This window comes from Pelobacter seleniigenes DSM 18267, assembly GCF_000711225.1.
GTDB lineage: Bacteria > Desulfobacterota > Desulfuromonadia > Desulfuromonadales > Geopsychrobacteraceae > Seleniibacterium > Seleniibacterium seleniigenes.
Genome location: NZ_JOMG01000002.1, coordinates 514,754 through 527,129 on the forward strand (window position 1 = coordinate 514,754; position 12,376 = coordinate 527,129).

Below are 12,376 nucleotides of genomic sequence, written 5' to 3' on the forward strand. Positions count from 1 at the left end.
ACTAAAAAGGCTGCGGATCCTGTCGCTCAGGCCCTCTTGCGGAGCACCTTATGTCAATGGATGTGGAACAGATACGCAGGGATTTTCCGATCCTGCAGGAAACAGTATACGGCCGACCGCTGATCTATCTGGACAACGCCGCCACCACCCAGTTGCCCATTGCGGTCCTCGATGCCCTGCAAAACCATTATTGCTATTGCAATGCCAACCCCCATCGGGGGATCTACGCCCTCGGCGCCAAGGCCACTGCCGACCGGGAGTCGGCCCGCGCAGAGATCGGAGCCTTTATCAACGCGCGCAATCCATGCGAAATTGTCCTTTGCTCGGGCACAACCGACGCCATCAACCTTGTTGCCGCGTCCTTTGGCGATGCGTTCCTGAAGCCGGGCGATGAGATCATTGTCTCCGCCATGGAGCATCACTCCAACTGGGTTCCCTGGCAGATGTTGTGTCGCAGACAAGGTGCCAGGCTCAAAGTCATTCCGCTGGATGACCAGGGTGATCTGTGCCTGGACCGCTTTACCGAACTGCTCTGCGACAAAACCCGTCTGGTCGCCGTGACCCAGGTATCCAATGTCCTCGGCACCGTCAACCCTCTTGAAACCATCATCAAGCTGGCTCATCAGCGGGACATCCCGGTGCTGGTCGACGGCGCGCAAAGCATTCGCCATGAAATCATCGATGTCCAGCAGCTGGATTGCGACTTTTTCTGTTTTTCCGGCCATAAAGTTCTGGCACCGGCCGGAATTGGGGTGTTGTATGCCAAGGAAGATGTGCTGCGGCAATTGCAGCCGACCCGCTTCGGCGGCGGTATGATGGCCAAAGTCGACCGGCAGCAGGCGGTTGCCGAAGACCTGCCCCATACCTTTGAGGCCGGAACGCCCAACTGTGCCGGAGCCGTGGCCCTGGCCGCCGCCCTGCGGTATCTGAACAGCCTGGGCCGGGACGCAGTTCAGCGTGCCGAACAGGATTTGACCGATTACTGCTGCGCCCGGCTCAGCACCATGGCGGACCTGCACATCCTTGGCCAGCCGCAGCACCGGGCCGGGGTGATCAGTTTCAATGTCAACAGCCTCCACCCTTACGACATTGCCACGCTGCTGGATAAGCTCGGCATCGCCGTACGCTCCGGCCAGCACTGCGCCCAACCGTTGTTCGGAGAACTCGGCTTAAGCGGTGCGGTTCGGGTTTCACCGGCCTTTTACAACACCAGAGCAGAGATCGATAATCTGGTTGACTCACTATCACGAGTGATCGCATTACTGCGCCACCAGGAATCCAAACCATGACCATTAACGACCTGCAGAACAAGATTATTGCCGATTTTGAGGAGTTGGAAGACAGTTTCACCAAGTTCGCCTACCTGACCGAGTTGGCAACCACCCTGCCCAGGCTGACCGAGAAACAGAAATCGACTGCCAACCTGGTCGCCGGCTGCCAGTCCCAAGCCTGGCTGGAGATGCATTGCCGCGATGGCAAAATCGAGCTGCAAGGGGACAGTGACACCTTAATCGTCCGCGGCATTCTGGCCATCATTGCCACGGTCTATTCCGGCCGCCGCCCGGAGGAAATCGTTACCGCCGACTTCTACCTGTTACAAAAGGCAGGGATCACGGATGTGTTGTCCACGGACCGGGCCAACGGTATTGCCGCCATCCTGGCAAAAATCCGTTCTTATGCAGCGGCCTGTCTCGGTTCTGTTTAAGTGATTCGGGGTTGCTCTCGGGCGACCCGTCATATTTCATACCCAGGGCGGCCCAGCCATCAAGCCGGTCTCCCGACCGGCTGAAACGCTTTTCCGGTTGCTTGCCACTGACCGTTTGGCACGGCTTTATTTTCTTCCTCAAGGGATTGAATTCCTGCGGCCTATCGTTTAAAACCTTACCATTCTGACATCAGTAGTTTCTCAATCCGAAATTTAAACCTGATAAATACCGGTCGTCCCGCCCGTGCTGCGGGACATCATCAGACAGGAATCATGTTATGACCACAATAGGAACCCCTTTCTCGTCCACAGCCACCCGCGTGCTGCTCTGCGGTGCGGGCGAACTCGGCAAGGAAGTTGCCATTGAACTGCAACGCCTCGGCTGCGAGGTGATCGCCGTCGATCGTTATGAACATGCTCCGGCCATGCAGGTTGCGGACCGTTCCCATGTCATCTCGATGCTGGATGGAGCGGCCTTGCGAGCGGTTATCGAGCAGGAACAGCCACACTATATCGTCCCGGAAATTGAAGCCATTGCCACCGACACCCTGGCCGAACTGGAGCAGGAAGGATTTAACGTGGTCCCCACCGCCCGGGCTACTCAGTTGACCATGAACCGCGAGGGAATCCGCCGTCTGGCGGCAGAAACCCTGGGCCTGCCGACCTCCAACTATCGCTTTGCCGCAAGTCGGGACGAATATCGCGCAGCAGTCGCTGCAATCGGCCTGCCCTGCCTGGTCAAACCGATCATGAGCTCTTCGGGTAAAGGGCAAAGTCTGGTCAAAACCAGGGAAGCGATTGAAGCGGCCTGGGATTATGCCCAGGAAGGCGGCCGCGCCGGAAAAGGCAAGGTTATCGTGGAAGGATTTGTCGATTTCGATTTTGAAATCACCCTGCTGACCATCCGCCACAATGATGCCACCGGGCAAATCACCACCAGTTTTTGTGCTCCCATCGGTCACCGTCAGGAAGACGGTGATTACCAGGAATCCTGGCAGCCGCAAGCCATGAGCCCCCTGGCCCTGGAGCGTGCCCAGGGCATTGCCAAAGCGGTCACGGACGAACTGGGCGGACGCGGGCTGTTTGGAGTGGAACTGTTTATCAAAGGAGATGCGGTCATCTTCAGTGAAGTCTCCCCCCGACCGCACGATACCGGGTTAGTCACCCTGATCTCCCAGGATCTGTCCGAATTCGCGTTGCATGTTCGCGCCATCCTCGGCCTGCCGATCCCTAATATCGTGCAGAACGGACCATCAGCTTCAGCGGTATTGCTGGCTTCAGGACATTCCACCCGAATGCAATACGGCAACCTGCAAGCCGCATTAAACCGACCAGACACCCAACTGCGCCTGTTCGGCAAGCCTGAAATCGCCGGGAAGCGCCGCCTTGGAGTCGCGCTGGCACGAGCGGAGAACGTCGCCAAAGCACGCCAGACCGCTAATGCCGTCATTACAGATATTCAGGTGACACTCTAGCCATCATGGCTGACAGTTAAAAAAGAGAAGACCTGCCCCTTGCAAACATGGGTTATGCTGGAGTCGTTGAAACAACCGGCACAGAGCCATAACCAAGGAGACAGGTCATGACAAAGTCTATCACTTATGTTGGTTTCGATGTTCATAAAAACTCGATCGATGTCGCGTTAGCCGATGCTGGCCGCGAGAGTGAGATCCGCTATTACGGCACCATTAACGGAGATCTTGCCTCACTGGACAAGGTGATCCGTAAACTGGTCTCACGGGGAACCAGACCCTCCTTTGTTTACGAGGCCGGACCCTGTGGCTATGAAATCTATCGGCATCTGACACAGCAAGGATACGATTGCAAGGTGGTTGCCCCATCGCTGATTCCGCGAAAAAGCGGCGACCGCATCAAGAATGATCGCCGCGACGCTGAGATGCTGGCGCGGCTGCATCGTGCTGGAGAACTGACTCCGGTCTATGTCCCTTGTCTCGAAGATGAGGCGATGCGCGACTTGTGCAGAGCCCGCATCGACAGCAAAAGTGCTGAACGCAAAGCGCGCCAACAACTGGGGGCCTTTCTCCTGCGCAGCGGGTTCCGCTACAGCGGGAAAACACCCTGGAGCAAGGCTCACTGGAACTGGATCTCTTGCATCAAGATGCCGCATCCGGCCCAGCAGATCACCTTGCAGGAATATATTGATGCCATACGTTCCTGCACAGAACGAGTTGAACGCATGACTGAACAGATTCGCCAACTTGCCGAGCCGTGGCGCATGAATCCTGTCGTCGAGGCGATTCAGGCCCTGCGAGGCGTCTCCCTGATTGTTGCGACAACAACGGTTGCCGAATTGGGAGACCTGACCCGCTTTGATCATCCTCGACAGCTCATGGCGTACCTGGGATTGGTTCCCTCGGAACACTCCAGCGGCGAGACGGTCAAGCGTGGCGGGATCACCAAAACCGGGAACGGACATGCCCGGCGCATGCTGGTCGAAGCGGCTTGGTCGTATCGACTTCCGGCTCGGGTCAGTCGTCGGCTGCTTGAACGGCAGAGGCACCTACCGCAGGCTGTTTGGGAGATCGCCTGGAAAGCACAATTGAGGCTCTGCTCCCGCTATCGACTGCTGACCGCCAAGGGGAAACGCAGTCAGGTGGTCATTGCGGCCATCGCCCGTGAGTTATCAGCATTTATCTGGGCCATCGCCCAAACGGTGCCACGCCCGGCATAGCGAAGGAGTCAAGGAACAACGGAACCAGCTTCTGTCGCGAAAAAGCGCGGCCCCGGTAACGGAGAATCCTCGGGCCTGTTATGGGATCAGGCATTTGCCGAACTCCCGGCTCTAGCGAGAGGCAGCTCCACGACGTAGCCAAGACAGGCGGTAACCAACCCGCGAATATCAGCGTGATCTACCGTCGTAAAAAGCGGCCCCGTTTTTTCGTGACAGAGATTTAACCACAGTTTTCAAGGAGCAGTGCGTTTACTCTTGTAATTGTCAGCCATATCAGCAGGTTGTCGAAAAAGTCCATCCCTGGCCTTTTTCAAGCTTGGTGGAGAGAAGTGCAATTTTCTTCGCCTTACAAATCAATGACTTGCAAGATATTAATCGCCCGTCCATGGCCGCAGCTGGCTGTTTTTCCACAGCCTGCGAGGGTTCTTAGTCCTTTTCAATTCCAGCACTATGGCAGACGCGCCCTGGCCGCCAACCGTTTCCCGGCGGCGGCCAGGAGCAGATAAATACTCAGGGCAACAACAATAAAAGCAACCAGTTGAGAATACGAAACAGTTTCATCCAGAAAAATCACTGCCAGAATCATAGTTACAGCCGGCCAGGGTGTCGTCACCGAACTGGCCAACGAAACGTCAATATGGCGAACCGCGTGAAACCAGACGATCAGTTCCAGATAATAAAACAAGCCCATCACCATACCGAACATCATGAGATCCCGCTGCCACAGCACAGCCCAATCTTCAGCTCCGCTCAGTCCATACAGAACACCCAGAAACAGAGCCGACAACAAAACTCTAAAGAAGGTCACCTGAGCTGGTGTAATAGGGGTGTTGGTCAGTTCCTCCCGAATCAGGACATGAGCAACCCCCCAGAGCAGAGGAACGCAAAGAGCGACCAGAAACCAGAGTGAGAAGCCGTCGATACGCCAGCTTCCGGCCGTTCCAAGGTAATACAGGGTCACCAGCAGAATCCCTGTACTGGCCAGTTCCCAGCGCCCCTTCATCCGCCGCAGCAAAATCATTTCCACCAACATAGCGAACAGCGGGTAAGCTTGGATAGCGATCGCAGCACTGACCGCACCGGCCTGTTCCATAGCCAGGACATAGAACCAGGTAGCCAGACCAAACATCAACCCGGTCAACAGGTTCACAATAAACATGCGAGCCAGTACGCGCCGGGGAAAATGGGCGCCAAAAAGACCTTTATGGCTGGAGGTTAGCTCGCGGACAAAGAGAGGGAGGGCAAATATCAGCTGCCACAGGGACAATATCCAGGCAAATCCCAGGGCGGAGCTGCCCTGAGGCCGACTATTGGTGATGATTGGCATCACCCCAAGGATGAGTAGGCAGAGAAAGGATAACGCAATTCCGATTCGCGGTGCCGGACGAGCCATAGAGTCACTCCTAAAAATAACAATTGATCCTATTGCTTCATAGCAATAGGATCATTGCACCTCACTTTAAATTCAGACAAGAAACGTATTGCACTCATGGCAATTTGGATACCTGATCTGGGCGGGCGCAAAGGCCCAAAATATAGCCAGCTCGTTGAAGCAATCACCGATGAGATCAAATCCGGGACATTAGCCCCTGGAACCCGCTTACCGCCACATCGACGATTAGCCTATGCTCTTGGCATATCACCAAACACCACCAACCGGGCCTATGCAGAGTGCGTATCACGAGGTTTGTTACAGGGAGAAATTGGTCGGGGAACTTTTGTTCGAATGCCACAAGACCGTTCCAACCGGGAACTGTCGGCCAACCTTCACCGGACAAACGAAGGACCGGTTGATTTTTGCCATAACCTGCCTTTTCCCGGAACGGCTGCAAAGTTCCTCTCGCAGACCCTCGCAGAACTGAGCGGGCAACCTGGATTGCAGGCCTTTCTTGACTATCAGACCAATCACGAGTATGCCCATCATCTTGCAGCTGGGGCCCAATGGCTGCGACAAATGGAAGTGAATGCGGCTCCCAACGAGATCGTCCTGACCTGTGGCGCTCAGCATGGCATTTTGGCCACATTGATGGCACTCACCGAACCGGGCAACGTCTTGCTAACAGAAGAACTCAGCTATGCGCCGGTTTTCAATATGGCCGAGCACCTGGGATTGAAACTGCACAGTGTCGCCATGGACAGGGACGGCCTTTTGCCCGAAGCTCTGGAAGAGGCTTGCGACAGGCGCGCCGCCAGGGTTCTCTACCTGATGCCAACCATCCAGACGCCGACGACCGTGACGATGAGTGAAGGGCGGCGAAACGCCCTGATTGAGGTGGCCAGGAAACACCAACTGCTGCTGATCGAGGATGACGTCTACGGCCCGTTGCGGCTTCAAAGCCCTCCCCCACTGGCCCTTTTGGCTCCGGAAAGAACCATCTATATCAGCAGTTGTTCGAAGTGCCTCTCGCCCGGTTTGCGAGTGGCATTTTTGCGTGCGCCAGCAGCTCTGGCAACCGCTATACGCCGCGCCGTAACTCTCAGCTGCTGGATGCCTCCGCCACTGATGGCAGAGATTGCAGCACGTTGGATCAGCGATGGAACGGCCGATTTATTGACCCAAGCCCAAAGATCTGAAGCCAATGTGAGGCAGGCTTTGGCGCAGAAACTCTTGGGCGGCTTCAAGCTGCAGGCAGACAGTCATGGCTTCCATGTCTGGCTGCAACTTCCTGAACACTGGCAAGCAGACCTTTTCTGTAGCGAAGCGGCCAGAACAGGGGTTCTCCTGACGCCAGGGACTGCATTTTGCGTTGCTCAACGCCTGCAACCGCAGGCTGTGCGCATCAGTCTCAGCCATGAAGCAGACCGGGAGCGGGTTGCCATGGGGTTGAAAAAGCTGGCCGAGCTTTTGATCAGGCCTGCCGCGACATCCCGTCCTCTACTGATTTAAACATAAATCGGAGCTGACTTTTCACTTTAAAATCAGCCGATGTGGAGATCGTGACAGAGTGATTTTCTGGGAAGGCATCAATATCAATCTTTTCACTCAAAAAAGCCAAACAATTAAAAAATCCCCTTCTTCTTTTTCTGAAAGAAAACAAATCCTCTCTCATCTTAATTTCATCTCAATAACAAAAATTAACTAAAATATTTTTTATATTTACCCAGTATCATCCCAATATCTTATGATGTATAAAGAAATCTAGTCATATTCTTATAGACATTGAAAATGAAGATAATTTATCAGGCATTTAGTAAACAATCATAACATTTTATTTTTTAAATTACTTCTATTTCTAAAAATAGAATTCGTTATGGAAACTATACATAGGAAAGTTAATAGATTTTTTCTAAAAGAAAAAACATAACCAATCTATAAAACCATCTCCCGGAAAATATTAATATACATAACGATTCTACCTTCTCTCTCACTAGAACGGTAACATGAAAAAAATACTCATTGTTGACGACCATAAGATCATTTGCCAAGGGATCAAATCCCTGCTCAGTGAATTTTCTGATTTTCTTATTCACTTTTCACATAATGGGCTTGATGCTGTTGAAAAAATCAAAGAGCAACTTTGGGAGATCATCATTATGGATATTAACATGCCGTTGCTGAACGGTATCGACGCAACTTCAAAAATAAAAAAAGAATGTCCTGCAGCCAAAGTAATCGCCCTGTCAGCCGCTTCAGATTTCTATCTCGTCAGCGAGATGTTTCATGCCGGTGCTGATGCATTCATCTTAAAAAGTGACTCCTTCGAAGATTTACTCGCTGCAATTCAAACTGTTCTTCAAGGAAAAGAATACATGTCACCCCAGCTCAGCTCAAACCTCACCCGCACCTATTATAAATCGGGAGAACCATCTCTTTCACAACGGGAAAATCAAGTCCTGCGGCTGCTTGCCCTTGGTTTTAATATCAAAACAATTGCTACGGACTTGTGTATCAGCCCTAAGACCGTTGAATCTCATCGTAGAAACCTGATGCTGAAGCTTAATCTTGGAAACCTGGCCGATTTGACCCGCTATGCAATTCGACGCAATTTGATTCAGCCGTAAGCAAAGTGTCCGTTCCTTCAACTGAATACCCTTTTCAGTAAGCTATCCCCCTACCCCTTATCAGGAAAACCCTGAGCCTCTTTCAGGAGATAGCGTCTTGAATTTTTTCATATTTAAAATATCCTAACGAAGCCATTAATACATTCAAATCTCTCTTTTCCAAATCGTTCCAGCAAAGGTCGCTCAAAAATGAAATTTGGGTAGAACGATCAAAGCCGTAACAGCGGCCTTCAATGCCCTATAAGCATGCATTTTAAGAATTTCGCGCTCTTGTAAAGGGCGCCGCTGAACATTTATCGCGGGTTTGACAGAAAACGCACAGCTAAGGAAGGGGGGCATCCATTAAAAATCAGAAGACGAAAAAAGGAGAGTTCACATGCAATGCTTCAAAAATCTACGAATTGGAATAAAATTGTTGATCAGCTTTTCGGTCATGATTCTGTTGCTGGCTATTGTTGCCGGAACCGGCTATCACGGCCTTAAAACATTGGACGCCTTGCTGGAGGACACTCTTCATAGACGAATCGTGGTCACCAACAATCTCGCATCTTCCGACCGCGACTTGCAACAGGCATTAGTCGCAGAAAGATCCATGCTTCTCAACAATCTGGACCAAACCACGCTGAACAAGCTCAAAGAAGACTTTTTTGAAAACAAAGACCAGGCAAGTCAACGATTCCAGACTGCAGCCAAGCTATTTTCGTCTTCTGCCGGGCGTGCTTTAGCAGAAAAATTCAATAGGGACTGGGCCGTCTGGGACCAATTTTCCCAGCAGATTATTTCTCAACGGGAGGCCGGGACAGAGGATGGCCTGACAGCGGCGATCAAACTGAGTCGAGGGAGTGCAAAAGAAGCGTTCGAAACCCTGCGCCAGAACATGGACAAACTTCAGGATTTAAACGAACAGATCATTGAGGAAACAAAGGCCGAGGCTCTCGATCTGTACCGGCATGTTGTCTTAGCTGTAGCAGTGACCCTGTTTCTGGCCTTGGTCATTGCCATAGCCATGGGATTTTTCATAACCCGCTCCCTGACCAAACCGATTCATCAGGGAGTCCGTCTTGCGAAATTTATCCTCCAGGGTGAGTTTGATCAACGCCTTAATCTGGAGCAGAAGGATGAAATCGGTGTCCTGGCCGGAACCCTGGACGCCATGACCGAACGCCTCAGTCAGTTGGCCCAAACGGCTGAAAAAATAGGCAAAGGGGACTTAACGAGTAAAATCGAACCGGCTTCGGAAAAAGATCAACTGGGAAATGCCCTTAACAACATGCTGCACTCGCTGCAACAAATGATCGAGCACATCCAGGCTGCCGGGGATCAGATCGCGGCCGGCGCTGGTCAGGTCTCTGACGCCAGCCAGGCCCTGTCTCAAGGAGCAACCGAGTCTGCCAGTTCCATGGAAGAAGTCACGGCCTCGATGAATGAGATAGCGGAGCAGATTCGGATTAATGCCGAGCACTCCGGCACGGCGAATCGTTTGTCTTCCGACGCCCAACACGCGGCACAATCGGGAAATGAAAAAATGGCTGAAATGGCCCTTTCAATGGATAAAATCAATCAATCCAGTCAGGATATCGGAAAAATTATTAAAGTCATCGACGAGATCGCATTCCAGACCAATCTTCTCGCCCTCAACGCTGCCGTTGAGGCGGCCAGAGCCGGGCAGCATGGTAAAGGATTTGCCGTTGTGGCCGAAGAAGTCCGGAACCTGGCGGCAAGAAGTGCCAAGGCAGCCGAGGAAACAACGGATCTTATTGCAGGATCGGTACAACTGGCTGAGCAGGGAGTCCTGATAGCCAGGGAAACCGAAGCCAGCTTGCAACACATTACGGAACGAACAACTGAAGTGGCGGAAATTCTCAAGGAAATATCAATCGCATCCAATGAACAGTCTCAAGGCATTGGTCAGATTACCGTGGGCCTGACCCAAATTGATCAGGTCACCCAGGCGAATACTGCCAGCGCGGAAGAAAGCGCTGCTGCCGCGGAAGAATTGGCCGAGCAGTCACAGCAGTTAAAAGGGATGCTGCACCATTTTATCCTGCATCAGCCACAACCGGAAGTCGAGCAACAACGGCCTTACACCTTGCTCACTTAGCCACTGAGCCTCAGTGCCGGGCAACCAGCAGCGGTTACCCGGCACTGAGGAATCCATTTGCCCAGAAGCTGTCCCCTTTTCATACCATTCACCGTTCCAATCGAGATAAAAATCAGCAGGAAATTGACCCTCTCCCCCAAAAAACATGACCAATATGGTAAGATATTATTCTCTTGTGCCGAGAATTCAACACAGCAGAACACTCGGCTGCCAGTGTCGAAGCAGTTTTTTACCACGAACACCGGGTTGCACGATGTGACTGGGTCGTAAAACCTCAAGCCATGACATCAAATGCAACTCATGATAACAACCCAAGGAGTTATTTTATGTCCTACACATTACCCGATCTTCCTTACAGTTACGACGCTCTCGAACCGCACATTGATGCTCGTACTATGGAAATCCACCATACCAAACACCATCAGGCTTATATCAATAAACTGAATGACGCCCTCAAAGGCTCACCGTTGGCAGAATTACCGGTCGACACCCTCATGCAACGGCTGAACGAGGTCCCGGAAGGAGTCCGCACCGCCGTGCGTAACAACGGCGGAGGCCATGCCAACCACAGCCTGTTCTGGACCCTGATGAGCCCGCAGGGTGGCGGTGAGCCCGGCGGTGCGCTGGCCGCAGCCATTGACAAAGAGCTGGGTGGGTTTGGCAAGTTCAAGGAGGATTTTTCCCAGGCCGCCCTCGGCCGCTTTGGCAGCGGCTGGGCTTGGTTAAGCCTGAATCCGGCCGGGAAACTGGTGGTCGAGAGTACACCCAATCAGGACAGCCCGTTGATGACCGGCAATAAACCGTTGCTCGGCCTCGACGTCTGGGAACACGCCTATTATCTGAAGTACCAGAACCGGCGGCCCGATTACGTCGATGCCTTTTTTAATGTCATCAATTGGGCCGCTGTCGCGCAGCGTTATGGGGCCTGAGCTCGAACTTTCAGCTGAATATGGCCCCAAGGAACCGGAACGGAAGGATTGACTTGACCAAAGCAGGCAGGTTGACCGTCATCCCCTGGCTGGAGAATCGCGATGACTCCCGGCCAGGGGACTTTTCGTCCATGAATCGATCCTTTCAGCTCAAGAAATCTCCCTGTCAATTCGGTTACGGATAGATATAAATCCACAGTGACAAAGATAAGGAAGCAAGCTGGTTGCCATCCGAAAACTCCGAAGGGCAATGGCTAAGTTTTCAGATTGGAAACGAGCAATTTCTCGTTGTGGCAAGGAAATCAAGAGGTTGCGCTGAGTCGTAGGACTTTACGCCGCACAAGAAACCCGCAGATTGACACCGCCACAGCGGAAAAGGGCCGTTTCCGGATGAAAACTAGCTGATTTTTCTCTTTCCAGGCCTTGATTTGAGAACGGAAGAAAAGAGATGCTGATCTGAACAACCCCGTTATAGGCAGAAAGGTGCTGATACATGCCGAACACAATCCGCTTGCATCGCGTATTTCGCTCGACCCCAGAAAAAATATACAAAGCCTTTCTTGATGCCGATGCCGTGGCCAGGTGGGTTCCGCCCAACGGCTTTACCGGCAAGGTCCATCACATGGACGTTAAGATTGGCGGAACCTTCAAAATGTCCTTCACCAATTTTTCCACCGGTCGGGTTCATTCATTCGGCGGACAATACCTTGAGCTGGTCCCCTATGAATTGATCCGCTACAGCGATGATTTTGACGATCCGCATCTTTCCGGACAGATGTTCGTGACCGTCTCGCTGAAAAAAGGTGCCGTCGGCACGGAACTCAACATTATCCAGGAAGGTGTTCCCGACCCTGTACCTGCCGACGCCTGCTATCTTGGCTGGCAGGAATCCCTGGCATTTCTTGCCAAACTGGTGGAGCCGGACATTCCCGATTAGCTGTTGGCCA

At 52.5% G+C, this 12,376-nt stretch carries 10 protein-coding genes; 9 read left to right on the forward strand and 1 reads right to left on the reverse strand.

Annotated elements, in window-relative coordinates:
* Positions 1-50 precede the first annotated feature (50 nt).
* The 4 genes from N909_RS0104995 to N909_RS0105010 all read left to right on the forward strand — a co-directional run bounded on the left by N909_RS0104995 (position 51) and on the right by N909_RS0105010 (position 4,397).
* Complete coding sequence (locus tag N909_RS0104995) at positions 51-1,289, forward strand: aminotransferase class V-fold PLP-dependent enzyme (protein ID WP_029912259.1); 1,239 nt, start codon at positions 51-53, stop codon at positions 1,287-1,289.
* Entirely contained in the window at positions 1,286-1,705 is a 420-nt protein-coding gene (locus N909_RS0105000) for a SufE family protein (protein ID WP_029912261.1), read from the forward strand. Before N909_RS0104995 ends, N909_RS0105000 begins: the two co-directional genes overlap by 4 nt.
* A 278-nt stretch (positions 1,706-1,983) precedes the next feature.
* Complete coding sequence (purT, locus tag N909_RS0105005) at positions 1,984-3,180, forward strand: formate-dependent phosphoribosylglycinamide formyltransferase (RefSeq protein ID WP_029912264.1); 1,197 nt, start codon at positions 1,984-1,986, stop codon at positions 3,178-3,180.
* A gap of 107 nt (positions 3,181-3,287) precedes the next feature.
* Positions 3,288-4,397 (forward strand): IS110 family RNA-guided transposase, encoded by a 1,110-nt coding sequence (locus N909_RS0105010; protein ID WP_029912265.1) that lies wholly within the window; start codon positions 3,288-3,290, stop codon positions 4,395-4,397.
* Positions 4,398-4,845: 448 nt separating this feature from the next.
* On the opposite strand, the gene N909_RS0105015 is transcribed toward N909_RS0105010, so the two are convergent.
* Positions 4,846-5,790 carry a DMT family transporter gene (locus tag N909_RS0105015; RefSeq protein ID WP_029912267.1) on the reverse strand — a complete coding sequence of 315 codons (945 nt, stop codon included), beginning with the start codon at positions 5,788-5,790 and terminating at the stop codon, positions 4,846-4,848.
* 54 nt (positions 5,791-5,844) lie between these two features.
* On the opposite strand from N909_RS0105015, the gene N909_RS0105020 reads away from it, so the two are divergent.
* The 5 genes from N909_RS0105020 to N909_RS0105050 all read left to right on the forward strand — a co-directional run bounded on the left by N909_RS0105020 (position 5,845) and on the right by N909_RS0105050 (position 12,366).
* Positions 5,845-7,284: an aminotransferase-like domain-containing protein gene (locus N909_RS0105020; protein WP_155005868.1), complete on the forward strand. Its 1,440-nt coding sequence runs from the start codon at positions 5,845-5,847 to the stop codon at positions 7,282-7,284.
* Between the two features lie 494 nt (positions 7,285-7,778).
* On the forward strand, positions 7,779-8,399 hold the full coding sequence (locus N909_RS0105025) for a response regulator (RefSeq protein WP_029912274.1): 621 nt from the start codon (positions 7,779-7,781) through the stop codon (positions 8,397-8,399).
* Between the two features lie 376 nt (positions 8,400-8,775).
* Positions 8,776-10,500, forward strand: coding sequence for a methyl-accepting chemotaxis protein (locus tag N909_RS0105030; protein ID WP_051689536.1), 1,725 nt, complete (start codon positions 8,776-8,778; stop codon positions 10,498-10,500).
* A 326-nt stretch (positions 10,501-10,826) separates the two neighbouring features.
* Complete coding sequence (locus N909_RS0105035; RefSeq protein WP_029912285.1) at positions 10,827-11,429, forward strand: superoxide dismutase; 603 nt, start codon at positions 10,827-10,829, stop codon at positions 11,427-11,429.
* A gap of 493 nt (positions 11,430-11,922) precedes the next feature.
* Positions 11,923-12,366 carry an SRPBCC family protein gene (locus N909_RS0105050; RefSeq protein WP_029912289.1) on the forward strand — a complete coding sequence of 148 codons (444 nt, stop codon included), beginning with the start codon at positions 11,923-11,925 and terminating at the stop codon, positions 12,364-12,366.
* Positions 12,367-12,376 lie beyond the last annotated feature (10 nt).